The sequence below is a fragment of the Glutamicibacter protophormiae genome (assembly GCF_016894325.1).
GTDB lineage: Bacteria > Actinomycetota > Actinomycetes > Actinomycetales > Micrococcaceae > Glutamicibacter > Glutamicibacter protophormiae.
Genome location: NZ_CP069806.1, coordinates 3,021,344 through 3,039,489, shown reverse-complemented (window position 1 = coordinate 3,039,489; position 18,146 = coordinate 3,021,344). Strand labels below are relative to the sequence as shown.

The window sequence follows — 18,146 nt, the reverse complement described above, 5'->3', positions numbered from 1 at the left end:
TGCGATGAGCTAATTGTTGACTAGAATCTATCCGGTTCTTCCGACAAATTGGCGACCAACTACCAGATGATCAGCGGAAGCTTGCTGAATCCGCTGCCGGGGAAGTGGGCGCGGACCGGCGGATCGTTCTCGATGGGCACCAGCCGGTCGACGCGCAGGATCAGTTCCTCGATCAATACCCGCAGTTCCAGCCGTGCCAGGGGCGCACCGGGACAGTTGTGGATCCCTGCCCCGTAGAGCAAGTTCAGGCTGGGATCCCGGTCGAGGAGGATGTCGTCGGGATCTCCGAAGACGCTTTCGTCGCGGTTGGCCGAGGCCCACATGATGCTCACACGTTTGCCGGCAGGAATACGGACCCCGGAAATCTCTACATCCTTGGTGGTGACCCGCCGGTTGGAAACTAGCGGTGCATGGGAGCGTAGTACCTCGTCGGTAAAGGCATCGACCAGGCGTGGATTGCTGCGAAGCCGCGGCCACAGTTCCCTGGCCTGGGACAGCAGATTAGCAAGGATGCCGACACTGGCCGAAATTGTGCTCAGTTCGCCTACTGTCCAATTGCGCAGCAGGCTGACCAGTTCCTCATCGGTCATCTTGCGGTCGTGGACCCGCTCGTTCATCAGACTGGTGGTTAGATCCCTAGGCGCGTTTTCTCCAGCACGGCGCCGGTCGCTCAGCAGTTGGCGGATGTAGCCGTCGAACTCCATGGCGATCTGCTTCATGGCAGTGTGGTTCTGCTCGCCGGTCGCAACAAGGTTCCTGATGGTCCAGCGGCGCAGCGGCTCCTCCAAGTCAGCAGGCCAGCCGAGAAAAGGACTTTGCCCCCGCAACGCATAGATTTCCGCGAAAATCTCGGAGAAGTTCAGCTTCTGCGCACGTGGCAAGGCATCAATCAATTCTGCGGCAATGCTGCGACACACCGGTTCGAATCTCTCCATGACCCCTGGGGTGAAGTACCGGTCATTGACCTGCCTGGAGATCGTGTGGTGAGGAGGGTTCATGCCGTTGGGCACCGTCAGACGGGCAGATACCGCATCGCTGAAACTTTCATGGTCGCCCAGAAGAGTGAGCACGTCCTCATGGCGGAGGATCGAATAGCCTAGGAAATCGCTATGGGCTACGGGGCATTGCAAGCGAAGCCGGTCGTAGGCAGCGATCTGGTTGGCGAGCGCTTCGGGATCCTTGGGGTCCCACTGGACAATTTCCTGCGCAGGCATGGCAGTTCTATCCGGTCCTTAGCCTTCGCAGTCAGCCTATGAGTGCCACACTGCGGAAACAAGACTCTGTGTACAGCATGGCGTCGCCCATGAAGCGGGCAACGCCATGCTGATCAGCTAGTTGTTCGAATCCAGAGAGATCTTGGTGCTCACCGGCACCGGGTTGGCGAACAGGTCCAGTACAGGGCAGTGGGCATCGACGGCCTGCCGCAGTTCATCGTAGCGTTCAGCGGATTCCGGGCCGGAGATCTGCACGTCCAGGTCTACCGAGGTGAAGCCCGGGCGGATCGACTTGTCGATGCCGAACAGGCCGCGTACATCCAGATTTCCGTTGGCCACGATCTTCACGTCGTCAACCTGGATATTCAACTGCTCGGCATAGAGGCGGTAGATAACCACTTGGCAGGAGATCAGGGCGCCCAGTGCATATTCGACCGGGCTCGCTGCCAGGTCGTCGCCGCCCAGGGCCGCAGGCTCGTCCACGGTGAAGGTGTGCTTTCCGGAGATGATGTTGCTGGCTACCGAACCGAAGCCCTCGCCCTGGACAATGAAGGTCAGCTTGGCGCTGTCCGGGGCGGTGGAGATGCGTTCGCCCCAGCCGGTGCCAGCCTGCTGCAGGCGGGCGGAGCGGTCTTCGGCAACGGAAATGGTGGAAGCTGCGGTAGACATGAGGAATTGATCCCCTTTCTGGCGCAAGGGGCGCCATCGCTTACGAACCTGTCTTTCAGGTCCGTCGAATCATCACCTGGAGCACCCCGCACAATGACGCGAATAGGGTTGCCGTCCAACCAGCCAGGGCTTGTGTGATTGGAACTCGTGATTCAGTAGTTACTTTTCTACCGGGTTTCTCCGGTGTTGGTAAATAGCAGTCTTCATGTTTCGTCACAGGGCAAACTGTCTGTCGCACCGATAGAATTGGGACTGAAATCCGCGCAGGCTCAGCGCGGCCGCCCACCCGAGAAGTTGCGTGTATGGATTACCAGCTAACACCCGTTGCCGCTCAGACACTAGTGACCGAGGAAGAATACGCCGCAGGTTGGGCTATCGCCAACGAGGGACAGGTATCCATCCACGACCGGAAACAGACCCCGGGAATGTCCGCCGTATTCGGCTGGGTGAATAATGCGTTCGTAGTGGTCCAGTTGTCGATCCAGGGTACGAATATCAGCTTCAGCAGTCGCTGCGATGCCCACGAAGGGGAGTACTCCTGCGAGCATGTCGCCGCTCTGCTCGTCGAGGCAACCCAGATCGACGGTGGGGGCTTCAGAGTTACGGATGCAGTAAGGCCACAAGATACTTGGAAGATGCCGCAGGTCGCGCAGTGGGAACGAACCCTGAAACGGCTGCTCCCACACGTTCCTGAGAGCAGTGAGTTCGAAGACGAGCTTGAAGAAGAGCCCTTGGGCCTCATCCTGAAGGTCGTTGCGGCCACCCGTTTTGGCAGGCCAAGCGTGCATCTCAATGCACGTCCCGCACGCAGGGGAGCGCGCAGCCCGTGGGTGCAGACCGGGGTGTCATGGCGCAAACTGCCTTTCGACGACCGCTTCGCCAAGGAACAGCGCCGCGCGGCCAACGAACTGGTCATGCTCAACGAGCGCGCACAACACGACCTGTACGGACATGTTTGGGATGCCACCGACTGGATCACCCTGAATAACCTTCCCGGCAAGGATCTGCGTGAAGCCTTCGAACGGATCAGGGAATCCGGGATCCACCTTGTCAACGGGAATGCCAGCAACCGCGCCGACGTGGCCCTAACCGATCTGGCCGGGTCCGCTTTCCTGGACCTGCGGCGCAGCGAGAGCGGCTTGACAGTTGAGGGCATCATCCGTGGGCCGAACGGCGAAACCGAGCATGTCCTGGCGTTGGGAAACCCTCCAACGCTGGTGGCCTACGCCGATAAACCCCTGGACAAAACCAAGGATCTTTCCATTGCCCCGCTGGATGAAGCCGTCGGCCAAGAGCTTAAGGATCTCATCAGCTCCGGTGCCATGGTGGTTCCGGCCGAAGACATCCAAGACTTCGAAGCCCGATTCCTGAATTCCCTCCGGCAGGTAGCGCCGGTGCGCAGCCAGGATGACAGTTACGAGGTGCCACAACCGGCGCGACCGGTCCTCCAGGTTCAGCTGGAACAAACCGAATCCGGTCTGGCTCTGCGTTTCACGTGGAACTATCCGCCCAAGTCACCGCGTCAAAAATCGGTTGAACGGGAAATCATTAACTCGGTTCAGGACAAGCTCGGAGGCGACGAGCCGCTGGGTAAGGCCACCAAAAATGGCGTGTTCCCTGCACAGGAGCTCACCAAGGACCAGGCTATCGAGTTCGTGATGTACCTTCTCCCGCTGCTGGAAGAACATCCGGACATCCAGATTCGCGGCAACGAAAGCCTGCCGAACTACACCCTGAATTCTGAACCTGCCACGGTAAGCATCGAAGCGGGGGAAAGTGCCGGGGACTGGTTCGACCTGTCGGTTGAGGTGTCCATCAACGGACTGAAGGTGCCTTTCGCTGAGTTGCTTTCTGCGCTGACCATGGGCGACGAATACCTGGTCCTCGAAGACATGACGGTGATTCCCATCGATGGACAGGAATTCCACCAACTGCGTCAGCTCGTGCAAGAAGCCGGTGAACTGGGCACCGTCTCCGGCAACAGCATTCGAATTCACCGGTTGAGCATCGACTGGTGGCAGGAACTGGTGGATCTGGGCATTATCGAAGCCCAGGAAAACCGATGGCTCCAGACCATGTCGGAACTGACTAACGGGGACCAGCTTGAGAAGATCAACCTCACCGATTCATTCACGGCTCAGCTGCGTCCCTACCAGGAACAGGGTGCCGCCTGGCTGAACTTCCTGCGTACGCATTCGTTGGGTGGGGTCTTGGCGGATGACATGGGCCTGGGCAAAACCGTGCAGCTGCTGGCCGGACTGGAACAGGCTCGCACGGAGGATCCCGAGCAGAAGTTCCTGGTGATCGCTCCGACCTCGGTCGTCGGAAACTGGGTCAACGAAGCCACGCGGTTCACCCCGCAGATGCGGGTGCAGTCCATTACCTCGACCGCAAAGAAGACGGGGCTGAGCATCTTGGAGCAGATCGGCGATGCCCAGCTGGTCGTTACCAGCTACGCCATCTTCCGGCTGTCATTCGAAGAATTCGAGGAAGCCGGGTTCTCGGTGCTGATTCTCGACGAGGCACAGCAGCTGAAGAACCATACCTCCAAGGGATATAAGCAGGCGCGCCAGCTCTCGGTTCCATGCAAGCTGGTGGTGACCGGTACCCCGATGGAAAACAACCTGATGGAGTTGTGGGCACTGGTCTCGCTGGCTGCACCCGGTCTGCTCGGTGGCCAGAAGGCATTCAAGGACAACTACCAGAAACAGATTGCCGACGGTGATTCGGAACGCCTTCAACGGCTGAAGAAGCGGCTTCGTCCGTTCGTCTTGCGCCGTACCAAGGAGCAGGTGGTCCCGGAACTTCCAGCCAAGACCGAGCAGGTCCTGGAAGTCGAGCTGGAACCCGCGCACCGCAAGGCCTATGACCGCCGCTTCCAGCGAGTGCGCCAGGAAGTCCTGGGACTGGTGGATGACGTGGATTCCAACCGATTCAAGATCCTGCAGTCATTGACCCTGCTCCGGCAGCTGGCGCTGGATCCTTCGCTGGTTGATGAGGGAACTGCGCCCAGCGCCAAGTTGGAGATGCTGCGCGAGCTGATGGCAGACGCAGTAGCCGAGGGGCACAAGATCTTGGTCTTCAGCCAGTTCACCAGCTTCCTGGGCAAGGCGAGGGACATTGCGGTGGAACTCGGAATCGACCACGGCTACCTGGACGGCGCGACCAGCGGTCCCAAGCGCAAGGACATGATTGACGGGTTCACCGACGGGCAATTCCCGGTCTTCTTCATTTCGCTAAAGTCCGGCGGCTTCGGCATCAACTTGACCACCGCCGACTACTGCATCTTGCTTGATCCCTGGTGGAATCCGGCGGCCGAAGCACAGGCTATCGACCGCGCGCACCGCATCGGCCAGACCAAGCCGGTGTACGTCTACCGACTGGTTGCCAAGGACACCATCGAATCAAAGGTGCTGGCTTTGCAAGCCAAGAAGACCCAGCTGTTCAACGACGTGCTGGGTGAGCAGTCGGATGCGGCGCAGTCCTCGGTACTGAGCGCGGATGACTTCCTGGCCTTGATGCAGTAGACCGGTTTCCTGCTGCACAGCGAAAGGCGGATTTCTGAACAAAAAATTTGATCAGAAATCCGCCTCCTGCATATTCAAGGTATGAAAGACCTACACGATGTCGTCGAAGGTCGAGTTGAGCCGGTGCATGAGATGGCCGAAGGCTTCCAGGTCGTCGTGGTCCCAGTCGCTGAGGTGGTTGCGCAATTGCTGGCGCAGCATGTCGCCGCTGGAACGCCATTTCTCGCGGGCCTCATCGGTGGCGGAAACCAGCTGGGCCCGACCGTCCTGCGGATCTGGCGCGCGGGAGACCAGCCCGATGGATTGCAGATGCTGAACCAACCGTGACACAGTCGCCTTGTCGAGGCGAAGTTTTTCGGCGAGCACACCCTGTTGCTGGGCGTCTTCGCGGATTACGACTGCAAGAAGTCGATATCCCTGATCCTGCAGTTCAGGATGGATGATTTTGGCGCGGCGAACCAGCATCTGGCGCGCACGAAACAACAGGGCGGTGAATTCGTCTTCCACCTTTTGCATCAACTGTTCTTCTTGCATGCTTTCTATTCTAAGATTTTTGACGGTGCCATGGCGTGATTGGGCGCAATTTGGTCAAAGGAATTAATTGTGCATCAATCATGAATTGCATTTGGCGGATCTGGATCATTCACCTTTTGCCGGTTTTCGCTCAGAACCATTGAGTACGGTGACCTTGGTTGTGCGGGAAAACCATGCGGGATTGCGGCGGCATGTTTCGAAGACTCGTCCTGCTAGGTGGGCATAGCCTATGAAAGACGACAGGGAGTTCGAAGAAAAATGTTCCACACGCAACTGGTTATCGACGGCGGACAAACCGAAACAAAGCTACGGATTATCCGCCAGAGTGACGTCTCGGAATTGCGCTTGCCCGGTGTCCAGACGCATCTGCCGGTTCTGCCCCAGCTGGCGGCCGCCATCGGGCACGCGGCAAATATCAGCGCGGCCGGGTTCGACGTCGTTTCCGTCGGCACCACCGGTCTGACCAAGGCCGAGCTGGACGCCGGGGAGCTCATGGCGATGCTGGAACCAGGAATGGCATCGGGTCTCAATCTGGCTCATGACTCGGTGTCAAGTTACCTCGGGGCATTGGGTGACCGGCCAGGGGCAGTGGTTGCCGCGGGTACCGGCGTAGTCACCCTCGCCGTAGGAGCCCGCACCACAGCCCGCGTGGACGGCTGGGGCAACATCATGGGGGATGCCGGCAGCGCCTACTGGATGGGGCAGCAGGCGCTGTCCGCGGTGATGCGCGCCCGCGACGGCCGCGGACCGCAGACGGCCCTGGGCATCGCCGTCAGGGACCGCTGGCCGGATCTCGAAGAAGCCTACATCCAGCTCCAGGCCGACCCGAACCGGATTGCGGTGGTGGCCTCCTTCGGCAAGGAGGTTTCCCTGCGCGCAGTGGACGATCCCGTCGCAGCCAGGATCTGCGAGCTCGCGGGCAGGGAACTGGCCCATTCGGCGGCCACCGCATTGCGCCGAACCGGACAGGAGGCCTCGCAACCCGCCGTGGCCTGTCTTGGCGGTGTGTTTGCCGGCGCGCAGGTCCGCGCGGCCTTCATCGCCGAGCTGGCGTTGCAGGTCCCCGGCGCGCAGCTGGCCGAACCTGCCGGCGAGGGGCTGGACGGCATCGCCATGATGGCCGAACTGCCGGAAAACCACCCGCTGAGGGCCATGATCTCTTCCATCTGAGCCACTCAGCCGGCACGGGGTGACCCTACTAATATGTGCATCGCCTCATGGAGTGACAAGATAGGTTTAGAACTATTTGCGCACCAAAGGAGTCACCGTGAGTTACCGTGTCGGTCCAGCAGACCAGTTGCCAGAAGGCGAAGCATTGCTGGTAGAGGCAAAAGACAGTGGAGCCGTCGAGGACATCGCGGTGTTCCACGCCGAAGACGGTAACTTCTATGCGCTGCAGGACGAATGCACCCACGAGGTGGCATCGTTGTCCGAAGGCTGGATCGACGGCTGCGAAGTCGAGTGCCCGCTGCACTCCTCCAGCTTCGATCTGCGCACCGGCAAGGTGCTGTGCATGCCAGCCACCAAGGACGCCCGCACCTACAAGGTTAGCGTGGTGGACGGCAACCTGGAACTCGACATCTAGATGTCCTCCGTCCACATCATCGGGGCAGGGGTCGCCGGCTACACCCTGGCCCGCGAGCTGGTCAGCCGGAACTACGCCGGGAGCATCAGCATCAGCGACGCCCAGGGCCTGCCCTACGACCGCCCGCCGCTGAGCAAGTCCCTGCAGGTCGAACCCTTCGCACCGGTCTCCTGGTACCGCGAGCACCGCATCAACCTGGTCCAGGAGGAGATCACCCAGCTGCCGCTGCCGACCGCCGACGACGACTGGGTGGTCCTTGCCACCGGCACCATCCCGCGCACCCTGGATATCCCCGGCGCCGAATTCGCGCGCAGCCTGCACACCGCGGCCGACGCCCGGCACCTGGCTCGCACCCTGGACGACGGGATGTTCGGCCAGCGCGTGCTGATCATCGGGGCCGGCCTGGTCGGCGCCGAATTCGCCTCCACCGCCCGGATGCTCGGCGCCCAGGTCACCCTGGTGTCCAGTTCCAACGCCCCATTGGCCCACGTACTGGGAGAAGACCTGGCCGAGCAGCTGCATGCGGAGCACCGCACCCACGGCATCACCACGATCACCGGCGCGGTCACCGAACTGGGCCCCGGCTACGCGATCGTCTCCGGGACACGCCACGAAGCGGACCTCATCGTCGCGGCCATCGGCGTCGAGCCGAATACCGCGCTCGCCGAACGCTCCGGCCTGGACGTGGAGAACGGAATCCTGGTCGACGCCGGCCAGCGGTCGACAAGCCACCGCCAGGTACTGGCCGTGGGCGACGCCGCCCGCGAAGCAGGGCAGGCCCGTGCGGTGCACTGGGAAGCCGCCATGGACGACGCGGCCATCGCCGCCTCCACCATCCTCGGCACCCCGGCGCCTGCGCGTTCGATCCCGTGGTTCTGGTCCGACCGCCACGACACCCACGTGGAAACCGTGGGCGATTTCTCCAAGGTCGCCAGCGTCGTGAAGCGGCACAACCGCCGCGGCAAGATCCAGACGGTGTTCGGGCTGGACGAGTCCGGCGCGCTGGTTGCTGCTTCCATGATCGACGGGGGACTGATGTCCAAGGCGGTGCGGAAGCTGATGGCCCGCGGTATCACCCCCGGCATTGAACAGCTAGAGGACCCGCAGATCGGTCCCCGCGAGTTAGGACGACCCGCCCCATGAGCGCTGGAGCACCCGGGAGCATCCCCGCAGCACTGCAGGTTCCCACCCGGCGCGTAGGCGCCGGGTGGATCACCGCCCTGGTAATCGTGCACATCGGCATCAACGCCGGCTTCTTCGCACCCATCCAGGTGCTGCTGGGCCTGCATGCCCAGCAATTGGACGCCAGCCAGAAGAACGCGATCCTCTCGCTGGTCACCGGCGTGGGCGCGGCCGTCTCCCTGGTGGCCAACCCGCTGTTCGGCGCCCTGAGCGACCGCAGCACCTCGCGGTTCGGCCGACGCATCCCGTGGGTCTTCTTCGGCACCATCGCCGGAGCGCTGGCGCTGCTGCTGATGTCCACCGCGCAGACCGTGAGCCTGCTGGTGCTCGGCTGGGCGCTGATGCAGGCGGCGGGCAATGCAGCGCTGGCCGCGATCTTCGCCGCCATCCCGGACAAGGTTCCGGTGGAGCAGCGCGGCATGGTGGGCGGCCTGGTGGCCCTGGGCCAGACCTGCGGATCCCTGATCGGCGCGGTCATTGGCATGTATGCCGCCCAGGACCTCGTCTTCGGGTACGCCATCGTCGCGGTGGCCGTGGCGCTGTGCTCCATCCCGTACGTCATGATGCGCCAGGACGTTCCGCTGCCCAAGGGAGCGTTGCCGGCGCTGAAGGCCGGTGAATTCCTCAAGAGCTTCTGGATCAACCCGGTCAAGCACAAGGACTTCGGATGGGCCTGGCTGACCCGCTTCATGCTGTACCTGGGCTGCCAGCTGTGCCTGGTGTACCTCTTGTTCTTCCTGCAGGACGAACTGGGGCATCCGGATCCCGCCCAAGGCGTGCTGGTGCTGACGGCGATCTATGCATTCTGCGTGATCTTCTCTTCGGTGATCTCCGGAAAGCTTTCCGACCGCGACGGAAAGCGCAAGAAATTCGTGATTACCTCCTCGGTCATCGTGGCAGCGGCGGCCGGAGTGCTCGCCATTGCTTCGAGCTTCACCACAGCGATTATCGCTGCGGTGCTGCTGGGCATAGGGTTCGGCGCGTATCTGGCGGTGGACTTCGCCCTGCTGACCCAGGTGCTGCCCAACGCCGATTCGCGGGGCAAGGACCTAGGCATGATCAACATCGCCAATTCGCTGCCGCAGGTGGTAGCGCCGCTGGTGGCCTGGCTGTCGGTGACCTGGTTCGGCGGCTACCCGACGCTGTTCCTCATTTCTGCCGTGATCAGCCTGGTCGGAGCCGCGCTGGTCCGCCGGATCAAGAGCGTTCCGTAACCATGTCCGAAACCATCGCGTGGCTCATGGACGGCGCACCGTATGCCATCACCTTCGTGTTCTTCTTCTGCTTGGCGTTCGCCCGCGGCAACGCCACGTATTGGATGGGGCGAGGTATCGCCAAGGGCGTGGAACATACGAGGTTTGAACGCCACCTTCATGGCCCGGTCTACCTGCGCGCGCAGCGATTCATCGCCCGCTGGGGCATGCTGGCGGTTCCGCTGAGCTTCCTGACGGTGGGCATCCAGTCAGCGGTCAATGCCTCGGCCGGCGTCAGCCGCATGCCGGTGCGCCGCTACCTGCCGGCCGTCGCGGTGGGAGCCATCGCCTGGGCGCTGCTCTACACCACCATCGGCATGGCGGTGTTCTACGCATGGCTGGCGCTGGACTGGCCGTGGCTCGTCGGCGGGGCGCTGGTGATCGCGATGGCGGCAGCAGTGATCATCCGGATGCGCAAACGCCGCACCGCGCACGACTCCCCTCAGGACATCCCGCCGCACTAGTCCCGGCACTTGTCCTCCGCAAGACCAATAGAAGCACCACGAATCGTTGAAAGCAGGTGTGCAATCGATGCTCAATGGAACCAACGCTTCGGGCAGCCCCACGGCGCAGCTCGATGATCTGGACCGCAAGCTGCTGGAGCTGCTATCCAAGAACTCCCGCCGGACCAACAACTCATTGGCCGAAGAACTGGGCATCGCGGCATCGACCTGCCTGGCCCGGCTTAACGCCTTGCGCGACTCCGGGGTGATCTCGCGGTTCACCATCGAAGTGGATCCGCAGGTGCTCGGCAGGGAACTGGAAGCCTTGATCTTCGTGCGCATCCGTCCCGGCGCCCGCCACCTGATGGCGAATTTCGCTACGCAGATGCGGGACAAGCCCGGGGTGCGCCAGCTCTTTTTCCTGGGCGGCGCCGACGACTTCGTGCTGCATGTAGCCGTGCGCAATTCCTCGGACGTGCGCCAGTTCGTGCTGGACAACCTGTCGGCCAACCCTGCTGTGGCAACCACGCAGACATCACTCGTCTTCGAACACAGCCACGGAACCGGCGAGTTCTAGCGGCTTCGCGGCGGCGGAACAGGGCGTTAAATACGCGCCGAATCGATACCCCAATTCATTTATTCGAATAAATCTGCTAAAGTTGTTGTTCTTCTCTACAAGAGGAAGAAACGTTCGGCAAGTTCGAAGCGAACACAGCTCAATGCTGACGTAGCCGGGTGAGGAATCCTCGGCTTGAAGATAAGGGGGTCGAGAAGACAATGAACATGGAAGCCACAATGCTCACTGCCCTGGTCACCCTGGTGGTGCTGGCAGTCGTTACAGTCGTCATGGTGCGCAAATACAATCGCAACCATCACACGGAGATTCGCCAGGGTCTGCTCAAGCAGGCTCATCACTATGGCATCACATCACCGGATGACATGACCAACAATGAACTGACGTTGCAGATCCGTGCAGCCAAGCGTGCCCGCAAGCAGCGGAACATCAAGACCGCATAGTAGCTGCGGAATACACACCGACTGAAAAGCGGAGGCAGAAACCTGCCTCCGCTTTACTCGTGCCCTGGCGAAACGAATGTGTCCGAGGGGCGCCGGGAACGGGGAATGCGCGTGCACCGGGGTCGTCCCGGCCGTATCTCTGCTGGTCAACCGCTCGGCAACGGGGAACAGCAGCGCGAAAAATTGCCCCCCCTTGGCAAGCAGGTGAAGCAGGAGTACTGTTTTCCATTCGTAAGGCTGTTCTACACCATGTAGACGGCAGGCGCTACGAATTTGGATTCTATGAGCAAAATCCAGCGGAAACATCGTTTTCATGTTTCCGGATCAACCGTGGTGGCGCGGCCAGCCCGCATGGTGGCTACCGGATTCGCCATCACCATCCTGGCTGGCGGACTGCTTCTCGCTTCCCCGCTTTCCTCCGCCACAGGCCAATGGACTCCATTTATTGATGCGGTATTCACCGCAACCTCCGCAGTGTGCGTCACCGGCCTCGCAGTGCTGGATACCGCGACGCACTTCAGCGTTTTCGGGAAGATCGTCATCATCGCGCTGATCCAGGCCGGGGGTCTGGGCATCATGCTCATCGCCTCCCTGATCTCGCTGAGCATTCTGGGAAAACTCAGTCTTCGCGCCAAGATCACCGCACAAACTGAAGCCAAGGCGGTCGAGGGCCCGAACGTAAAGAATGCGGCCCTGTCCATCGTGAAGGTGACCTTCGTGATCGAGGGTGCCATTGCGCTGCTGCTGGCTGCGCGGTTCATTTTCGGATACGGCTATTCGCTCGGGCAAGGCCTGGCCTACGGCGGATTCCATGCTATCTCGGCTTTGAATAATGCGGGTTTCGCACTCTTTTCCGACAACTTGATGGGGTTTGCCGCCGATCCGTGGATCTGTCTTCCCCTTGCCGCAGCGATCATCCTTGGCGGGCTGGGATTCCCTGTGATCCTGCAGATCCGCCGATACGCGAGGAATCGGCTTAAATGGTCCATGAACACGAAGATCGTGCTGGCGGGCACGGTCGCGCTGCTGTTGCTCGGCACCGTGTTCATCACCGCGATGGAGTGGAGGAACCCGGACACCTTGGGACCCATGGCGATGCAGGATAAGCTCTTGGCCGGCTTCTTCCAATCCGTGCAGACGCGAACCGCGGGGTTCAACTCCATCAATATCGGGGATATGCATTCGACCACCTGGTTGGGCATGGACTTGCTCATGTTTATCGGTGCAGGCCCGGCGGGCACCGGCGGCGGTATCAAGATCACGACCTTCGCCGTCCTGTTCTTCATCATCCTCACCGAATTGCGCGGGGAAGCCGCCGTGAACATCTTCGGCAAGCGGCTGTCTCGTTCGGTGCATCGCCAGGCGATTACGGTGGCGCTGGTCGCTGTGGCTGCGGTATTCACGGGGACCATGGCACTGCTGGTGATCACGGAATTCAGCCTCGACGAATGCCTGTTCGAAGCGACATCGGCCTTCGCAACGGTGGGACTTTCGACCGGCATTACACCCAAGCTGCCCGCGACAGGCGAAGCGGTGCTGATTGCACTGATGTATCTGGGACGCGTCGGAGTCCTCTCGCTGGGGTCAGCGCTCGCACTGCGCGACAAGAAAGCAGTATTCGAACTTCCAAAGGAAAGGCCAGCAATTGGTTAACTTCTCCGGCGGCCGCGGTGCGGCCAAGAAAATCGCCCATGCCAACTCCGTGGCGGTGATCGGCCTGGGCCGTTTCGGAGCCTCGCTGGCACTTGAGCTGATGAGCTCGGGCACCAGCGTGCTGGGAATCGACCTGGATGAAGACATCGTCCAGTCCCTCAACGGCGAACTCACCCAGGTGGTCAGGGCGGACGCAACCAAGCGCGAGGCGCTTGAACAGCTTTTGCTCAACGAATTCGACCGCGTGGTGGTAGCCATCGGAAACCATCTCCAGGCATCGATCCTGACCTGTTCCAAGTTGTTGAGCATGGGGATTCCCCATGTGTGGGCGAAGGCGCTGGATGACCAGCACGGCTTGATCCTTGAGCAGCTCGGCGTCCATCACATCATCTACCCGGAAAAGGACATGGGCCGCAGGGTGGCCCACCTGGTGCGCGGATCGATGATGGACTACCTGGAGATCGATCGTGGATTCGCCATGGTGAAAATGACGACTCCAAAGGTGCTGCAGGGGCTGAAGCTCGGTGACAGCAACTTGCGTAAGCACTACGGCGTGACGGTGGCGGCCCGGACCAACGACGAGGGCCGGTGGCAGCACGCCGATGCCCAGACGGTGCTCAAGGCCGGAGACCGAATCCTGGTGCTCGGCCCGATCGCTGATACCGAGACCTTCGGCCAGCTGCCGGACTGATCGGGTTCCCTGCAGCCGTGTCGCACCGGCCCAGACGATCAGCCAGATGTGGCGCCAGCGCGTTTAACGCTGAAATCGTGCCGTTTGCATCACAGGGCCATGTGTGTTTGTGAACAAATAGACAGGTATTTAACAGGTGGGGAAAATTCGTGGGGTTTACTGGAAGTACGGTGTTTGAATCTACTTAGGAGCGCGGTTACGCATGGGCACGATCCCACTTGGCGAAGATATTCTGTTGGCACGACATGGCTCGAACATTGTCAAGCTCCGCCAAGACCGCAAGCACCGCTCGACCGTCGCCTACCTGCGCGGCGGAGAGATCGACACCGCCTCGAATGTCTTGATGGCAACCCAGGAAGTGGCACCGGTCGTCTCGCAGGCCGCATTCGAGCAGGCCCAGCCTGCGGCAGAGCAGCCGGCAACGCCAGCGGCAAGCATCAGCGCCGGCGCAGCCCGCTACCTGAACAATGAGAGTGCCATCAGCCGTGACGAAGCCCGTTCGCTGGCCAAGATCTCGCTGGGCTTCAGCGCGATCATGGGCACCGTCTTCGGCGGCCTGCTGCTGGCCCTGTACAAGGTCGGCGGCCCCGAAGCCTTCGATTCCATCGCGACGATGACCACGATGCAGTAAGCACAAATCTTTCACCGTTTGAAGCAGGGCCCTTCCGGGGCCCTGCTTCTGCATTTAATCGCACAGTCTTTCCGCACTTCCGATCCGCAGTCGACCTGCCCTTGTCAAGTCTCGTATTTCTGCGACCCAAGGAATAGGATTGCCGCAACGCGAGGGATGGGAGTGCACCATGCGCTTTGTTTTGGAAGTCAATTTCGACACTGAGAATATGCAGCTCAAGCCGTTGGAGGAGTTGCAGAAGATTCTGCGTGATTGGTCCAACAAGATCACCATGTATCCGCTCGTCCCCGGCGCGCAGGAAGACGTCTTCGACTCCGACAACGAGGAAGTCGGGGAGTGGGCGATCCTGGACGACTAGTCCCCGCGCTTTGAGAATCTTCCGATCACATAACCTGCCGCCAGGGTGATGAGCAGAACCGCCCACAACGGAGCCGAGGTGTGGAATAGGAAGAACTCGACGCGCACGATATTCAGGTTCTGCAACATGAACACCAGTGCCACGATGACCAGAGCCACCGAAGCCCACTGCCTGCCGGTGATCCGAGCCAGCCAGGACTTCTGCTGCGGTCCCTTGGCGTCAGGGGTTTGATCCATTATTTGCTCCCTGCCGCCAGCAGGCCTGCAACCATGGCGTGCAGGCCGCGCTGGAAGGAATCGTCGCTGGTGTTCAGCCCGGTGGCGCGTTGATCCGAGACGGCCTGGGTGAAGTTCGGGGTGGCGTCCTTGTGGTCCCGCGCGTCGAAGATGTCGTGCGGCGCCGCGGTATCCATGGCAGAGCCGAAAATGAACGATTCAAGTGCCACGATGGTGGGGATGATCGCCTCGGCCTTCAGCCCGTTGTCGCGCAGCGCCTCGGCGACCCGTTCATACATCTTCAAGGTGCGCGGGGAATCCGAGACCGGGAGCACGGCGATGACGGGGACCAAGGGAATGTGCTGGGCGAAGACGTTCCGGTAGCTCGTGGCCCATTCAATCAGCGCCTCGGAAATCTCCAGCGTATCGAACACCGTGGTGTCCACGTCGGTCATCACCAGCTCCTGGACCCACTGCAGCAGGTCGTGCTTGGAAGACACGTGGTTGTACAGGGCCGAGGCGGCGACGCCCAATGACTTGGCCAGGCGCTGCATCGTCAGTGCCTCGTAGCCGTCCGCGGACGCCAGCTCCAGCGCGTGGCTGGCGATGCGTTCCCGGTTGAGCACGGCTCTGCGCGGTCGGCCCGCGCGCCGAGGCGCCTCTTCGCTCATCAATGATCCCCTAGCTGACGTGGGTTACTTCACAAGATCGTGTTCGTACCCTATGCTATAGGAAAGATAAATGAACCAAATTCATTTTATTGTTCAAGGAGAGCAGTTATGAAACATCTCGAACGCGATGTCGTTGTCATTGGTGCCGGTCCTTCCGGCTTGACCGCCGCCTACGAGCTGGTCAAGGCAGGCAAGTCCGTCGCCGTGCTCGAAGCCCGCGACCGCGTCGGCGGCCGTACCTGGACCGACACCATGGACGGCGCCACCATCGAGATCGGCGGCCAGTGGATCAGCCCGGACCAGACCGGCCTGTACTCCCTGATCGAGGAACTGGGCATCGAGACCTTCGAGCGCTACAAGCACGGCAAGAGCGTCTACCGCACCGACGCCGGCGAAGCCATCGTGTACGAAGGCGAAGACTTCCCGGTCGGCGAAGCCACCGTAGCCGAGATGAACAAGCTCATCGAGATCATGAACGAGCTGGCCGCCGGCATGAACCCGGACAAGCCGTGGGAGCACCCGCAGGCCGAGGAGCTGGACAAGATCTCCTTCCACCACTTCCTGCGCGAGAACTCCTCGGACGAGGTGGCCTGCAACAACATCGGCCTGTTCATCGCCGGCGGCATGCTGACCAAGCCGGCCCACACCTTCTCCGCGCTGCAGGCCGTGCTCATGGCCTCCTCCGCCGGTTCCTTCGACAACCTGGTCGACGAAGACTTCATCCTGGACCGCCGCATGAAGTCCTCGATGCAGGGCGTGTCCATTGCCGTGGCCGAGCGCCTGCCGGAGGAGACCCTGTTCCTGAACAACCCGGTGCTCAAGCTGGAATGGTCAGAAGACGGAGCGGTCGCCCACGGCGCCGACGTCACCGTGAAGGCCAAGAAGGTCGTCCTGGCGGTGCCGCCGAACCTGTACAACCGCATCAGCTACTTCCCGCCGCTGCCTCGCTGGCAGCACGTCACCCACCAGCACCAGTCCATGGGTCTGGTCATCAAGGTGCATGCGGTCTACGACACCCCGTTCTGGCGTGAAGAGGGCCTGTCCGGCACCTGCTTCGGCCCGAACCACCTGGTCCAGGAAATCTATGACAACACCTTCGACGGTGAAGAGACCGGAACCCTGGTCGGCTTCATTTCGGATCTGGAAGCGGACAAGATCTGGGCCATGGACACCGACGCCGAGCGCAAGGAAGCCATCCTGAAGGCCATGGCCGAGTTCCTGGGCGAGAAGATCCTGGACCCGAAGGTCTTCTACCTCTCGGACTTCGGTTCCGAGGAGTGGACCCGCGGCGCCTATGCCACCAGCTACGACCTGGGCGGCCTGTACCGTTTCGGCCCGAGCCAGAACGAGAACGTCGGCCCGATCTACTTCTCCTCCTCGGACCTGGCCGGCGAAGGCTACCAGCACGTGGACGGCGCAGTGCGCATGGGCCGCCGCAACGCGGCCCGCATTCTCGCTGAACTCGACGGAACCTCCTACGACGAGTCCTACGACGGAGTGGCTACCCTGACCGCTTCAGCCGACTCGAAGATCACCGTCTAAGACGATGAAACTGCTCGTAGGTTACACCGCCGACGAACGCGGCGCGGAGGCCATTGAATTGGCCAGCGCACTGGTGGCCGGAACGAAGGATGCATTCGTGCAGATTGCCATCGTTCTTCCGGCCGCCGCACCCTTCACCGCCGTCTACCCGGGCGGAGACCATGGTTATGAAACCATCCTCTCCGCCCAGGTGGACCGGTGGGCCGCCGAAGCGCTGGCGCTGGTTCCCGAGGGAATCGGCGCCAGCGTCGCGGCGCGCTCCGTGCCGTCCATTGCTGAAGGGCTGATCGAACTCGGAGAAGAGTTCCAAGCCCACGGAATCGTGCTCGGCGGGCGCAAACGCCATCTGGGCGGCTTCTTCATGCCCGGAGCCATCGCCAATGCACTGCTGCACTCCTCGCCGCTGCCGGTCTTCATGACCTCACCGGCGTCGCTGGATAACCTGCGCGAAGCGGGTGGCCAGATCACCCGGCTGACCGCCTTCGTCGGGGACCGCCCCGGCGCCCGGGAGATCATCTCCTTGGCCGCCCGTCTCGCCGACGCCCGCGACGTGAAGCTGCGGGTGGCGAATTTCGTGGCCCATGCCGACGTGTCCACAGGCCCCGCCGGGATCGACGACCATGTTCGCGGAATCCGTGAATACCTCGATGACCTGGTGAAGGAACTGGGCATCGAGGCAATCATCGAGGTCATCGCCAGCGGCAGCATCGATACCGCCATCAACAAGCTTTCCTGGCAGCCCGGAGACCTGGCCCTGCTGGGCTCGGCTCGCCTTGCGGCCCATCGCCGCCTGTTCATCGGCCCGAAGGCCCATCGCATCCTCGGCCACCTCAACGTCCCCATGGGGGTCGTTCCCCACTTGCCATCTACACGGTAGAAAGCCGATCAAAAATTCGTATCCCTTGGATCCTCTCCAAAACGCACTCACCGACGACCGGTCTGCCGCACACCTGACACAGCG

At 61.5% G+C, this 18,146-nt stretch carries 19 protein-coding genes and 1 riboswitch; of the genes, 14 read left to right on the top strand and 5 right to left on the bottom strand.

Annotation, left to right across the window (positions count from 1 at the left end):
• Nucleotides 1-59: 59 nt before the first annotated feature.
• On the bottom strand, nt 60-1,214 hold the full coding sequence (locus tag JQN66_RS14230; protein WP_204675609.1) for a cytochrome P450: 1,155 nt from the start codon (nt 1,212-1,214) through the stop codon (nt 60-62).
• A gap of 117 nt (nt 1,215-1,331) precedes the next feature.
• The gene (locus JQN66_RS14225; RefSeq protein WP_204675608.1) at nt 1,332-1,883 is read right to left on the bottom strand and encodes an OsmC family protein; all 552 of its coding nucleotides are present in this window, start codon (nt 1,881-1,883) and stop codon (nt 1,332-1,334) included.
• A gap of 31 nt (nt 1,884-1,914) precedes the next feature.
• A riboswitch (SAM riboswitch) is annotated at nt 1,915-2,036 on the bottom strand.
• A gap of 149 nt (nt 2,037-2,185) precedes the next feature.
• Between JQN66_RS14225 and JQN66_RS14220 the strand changes: the two genes are divergently transcribed.
• Nucleotides 2,186-5,410 (top strand): DEAD/DEAH box helicase, encoded by a 3,225-nt coding sequence (locus JQN66_RS14220; RefSeq protein ID WP_204675607.1) that lies wholly within the window; start codon nt 2,186-2,188, stop codon nt 5,408-5,410.
• Nucleotides 5,411-5,500: 90 nt separating this feature from the next.
• On the opposite strand, the gene JQN66_RS14215 is transcribed toward JQN66_RS14220, so the two are convergent.
• Entirely contained in the window at nt 5,501-5,944 is a 444-nt protein-coding gene (locus JQN66_RS14215; protein ID WP_204675606.1) for a MarR family winged helix-turn-helix transcriptional regulator, read from the bottom strand.
• Nucleotides 5,945-6,202: 258 nt separating this feature from the next.
• On the opposite strand from JQN66_RS14215, the gene JQN66_RS14210 reads away from it, so the two are divergent.
• From JQN66_RS14210 to JQN66_RS14160, 11 genes are all read left to right on the top strand, one after another.
• On the top strand, nt 6,203-7,114 hold the full coding sequence (locus tag JQN66_RS14210; protein ID WP_204675605.1) for an N-acetylglucosamine kinase: 912 nt from the start codon (nt 6,203-6,205) through the stop codon (nt 7,112-7,114).
• 97 nt (nt 7,115-7,211) lie between these two features.
• Entirely contained in the window at nt 7,212-7,529 is a 318-nt protein-coding gene (locus tag JQN66_RS14205) for a bifunctional 3-phenylpropionate/cinnamic acid dioxygenase ferredoxin subunit (RefSeq protein WP_188947323.1), read from the top strand.
• Nucleotides 7,530-8,672 carry an NAD(P)/FAD-dependent oxidoreductase gene (locus JQN66_RS14200; RefSeq protein ID WP_204675604.1) on the top strand — a complete coding sequence of 381 codons (1,143 nt, stop codon included), beginning with the start codon at nt 7,530-7,532 and terminating at the stop codon, nt 8,670-8,672.
• Complete coding sequence (locus tag JQN66_RS14195; RefSeq protein ID WP_204675603.1) at nt 8,669-9,925, top strand: MFS transporter; 1,257 nt, start codon at nt 8,669-8,671, stop codon at nt 9,923-9,925. Before JQN66_RS14200 ends, JQN66_RS14195 begins: the two co-directional genes overlap by 4 nt.
• 2 nt (nt 9,926-9,927) lie before the next feature.
• Entirely contained in the window at nt 9,928-10,428 is a 501-nt protein-coding gene (locus JQN66_RS14190; RefSeq protein WP_188947326.1) for a DedA family protein, read from the top strand.
• Nucleotides 10,429-10,495: 67 nt separating this feature from the next.
• Nucleotides 10,496-10,984: an Lrp/AsnC family transcriptional regulator gene (locus JQN66_RS14185; RefSeq protein WP_204675602.1), complete on the top strand. Its 489-nt coding sequence runs from the start codon at nt 10,496-10,498 to the stop codon at nt 10,982-10,984.
• A gap of 218 nt (nt 10,985-11,202) precedes the next feature.
• Nucleotides 11,203-11,424: a hypothetical protein gene (locus JQN66_RS14180; RefSeq protein ID WP_204675601.1), complete on the top strand. Its 222-nt coding sequence runs from the start codon at nt 11,203-11,205 to the stop codon at nt 11,422-11,424.
• 282 nt (nt 11,425-11,706) lie between these two features.
• On the top strand, nt 11,707-13,077 hold the full coding sequence (locus JQN66_RS14175; protein WP_204675600.1) for a TrkH family potassium uptake protein: 1,371 nt from the start codon (nt 11,707-11,709) through the stop codon (nt 13,075-13,077).
• Nucleotides 13,070-13,768, top strand: coding sequence for a potassium channel family protein (locus JQN66_RS14170; protein WP_239464026.1), 699 nt, complete (start codon nt 13,070-13,072; stop codon nt 13,766-13,768). Before JQN66_RS14175 ends, JQN66_RS14170 begins: the two co-directional genes overlap by 8 nt.
• Nucleotides 13,769-13,970: 202 nt before the next feature.
• Nucleotides 13,971-14,399 carry a hypothetical protein gene (locus tag JQN66_RS14165; RefSeq protein ID WP_204675599.1) on the top strand — a complete coding sequence of 143 codons (429 nt, stop codon included), beginning with the start codon at nt 13,971-13,973 and terminating at the stop codon, nt 14,397-14,399.
• 169 nt (nt 14,400-14,568) lie between these two features.
• The gene (locus tag JQN66_RS14160) at nt 14,569-14,757 is read left to right on the top strand and encodes a hypothetical protein (RefSeq protein WP_188947331.1); all 189 of its coding nucleotides are present in this window, start codon (nt 14,569-14,571) and stop codon (nt 14,755-14,757) included.
• Here the strand turns inward: JQN66_RS14160 and JQN66_RS14155 are convergent.
• Together JQN66_RS14155 and JQN66_RS14150 are read right to left on the bottom strand one after the other, a co-directional pair.
• Nucleotides 14,754-14,993 carry a LapA family protein gene (locus JQN66_RS14155; protein ID WP_204675598.1) on the bottom strand — a complete coding sequence of 80 codons (240 nt, stop codon included), beginning with the start codon at nt 14,991-14,993 and terminating at the stop codon, nt 14,754-14,756. The genes JQN66_RS14160 and JQN66_RS14155 overlap by 4 nt on opposite strands.
• Nucleotides 14,993-15,643 carry a TetR/AcrR family transcriptional regulator gene (locus tag JQN66_RS14150; RefSeq protein ID WP_188947333.1) on the bottom strand — a complete coding sequence of 217 codons (651 nt, stop codon included), beginning with the start codon at nt 15,641-15,643 and terminating at the stop codon, nt 14,993-14,995. The genes JQN66_RS14155 and JQN66_RS14150 overlap by 1 nt, the downstream gene beginning before the upstream one ends.
• 108 nt (nt 15,644-15,751) lie before the next feature.
• On the opposite strand from JQN66_RS14150, the gene JQN66_RS14145 reads away from it, so the two are divergent.
• The gene (locus tag JQN66_RS14145) at nt 15,752-17,185 is read left to right on the top strand and encodes a flavin monoamine oxidase family protein (RefSeq protein ID WP_204675597.1); all 1,434 of its coding nucleotides are present in this window, start codon (nt 15,752-15,754) and stop codon (nt 17,183-17,185) included.
• A 4-nt stretch (nt 17,186-17,189) separates the two neighbouring features.
• Nucleotides 17,190-18,062 carry a universal stress protein gene (locus JQN66_RS14140; protein WP_204675596.1) on the top strand — a complete coding sequence of 291 codons (873 nt, stop codon included), beginning with the start codon at nt 17,190-17,192 and terminating at the stop codon, nt 18,060-18,062.
• The last annotated feature ends 84 nt before the right edge of the window (nt 18,063-18,146 follow it).

Excerpts from the sequence above, each read along its gene's own strand:
- JQN66_RS14215 (WP_204675606.1), bottom strand. The coding sequence starts at position 5,944 with ATGCAAGAAGAACAGTTGATGCAAAAGGTGGAAGACGAATTCACCGCC.
- JQN66_RS14160 (WP_188947331.1), top strand. The coding sequence starts at position 14,569 with ATGCGCTTTGTTTTGGAAGTCAATTTCGACACTGAGAATATGCAGCTC.
- JQN66_RS14150 (WP_188947333.1), bottom strand. The coding sequence starts at position 15,643 with ATGAGCGAAGAGGCGCCTCGGCGCGCGGGCCGACCGCGCAGAGCCGTG.
- JQN66_RS14165 (WP_204675599.1), top strand. The coding sequence starts at position 13,971 with ATGGGCACGATCCCACTTGGCGAAGATATTCTGTTGGCACGACATGGC.
- JQN66_RS14175 (WP_204675600.1), top strand. The coding sequence starts at position 11,707 with ATGAGCAAAATCCAGCGGAAACATCGTTTTCATGTTTCCGGATCAACC.
- JQN66_RS14145 (WP_204675597.1), top strand. The coding sequence starts at position 15,752 with ATGAAACATCTCGAACGCGATGTCGTTGTCATTGGTGCCGGTCCTTCC.
- JQN66_RS14180 (WP_204675601.1), top strand. The coding sequence starts at position 11,203 with ATGCTCACTGCCCTGGTCACCCTGGTGGTGCTGGCAGTCGTTACAGTC.
- JQN66_RS14210 (WP_204675605.1), top strand. The coding sequence starts at position 6,203 with ATGTTCCACACGCAACTGGTTATCGACGGCGGACAAACCGAAACAAAG.
- JQN66_RS14155 (WP_204675598.1), bottom strand. The coding sequence starts at position 14,993 with ATGGATCAAACCCCTGACGCCAAGGGACCGCAGCAGAAGTCCTGGCTG.
- JQN66_RS14140 (WP_204675596.1), top strand. The coding sequence starts at position 17,190 with ATGAAACTGCTCGTAGGTTACACCGCCGACGAACGCGGCGCGGAGGCC.
- JQN66_RS14185 (WP_204675602.1), top strand. The coding sequence starts at position 10,496 with ATGCTCAATGGAACCAACGCTTCGGGCAGCCCCACGGCGCAGCTCGAT.
- JQN66_RS14220 (WP_204675607.1), top strand. The coding sequence starts at position 2,186 with ATGGATTACCAGCTAACACCCGTTGCCGCTCAGACACTAGTGACCGAG.
- JQN66_RS14190 (WP_188947326.1), top strand. The coding sequence starts at position 9,928 with ATGTCCGAAACCATCGCGTGGCTCATGGACGGCGCACCGTATGCCATC.
- JQN66_RS14225 (WP_204675608.1), bottom strand. The coding sequence starts at position 1,883 with ATGTCTACCGCAGCTTCCACCATTTCCGTTGCCGAAGACCGCTCCGCC.
- JQN66_RS14200 (WP_204675604.1), top strand. The coding sequence starts at position 7,530 with ATGTCCTCCGTCCACATCATCGGGGCAGGGGTCGCCGGCTACACCCTG.
- JQN66_RS14230 (WP_204675609.1), bottom strand. The coding sequence starts at position 1,214 with ATGCCTGCGCAGGAAATTGTCCAGTGGGACCCCAAGGATCCCGAAGCG.
- JQN66_RS14195 (WP_204675603.1), top strand. The coding sequence starts at position 8,669 with ATGAGCGCTGGAGCACCCGGGAGCATCCCCGCAGCACTGCAGGTTCCC.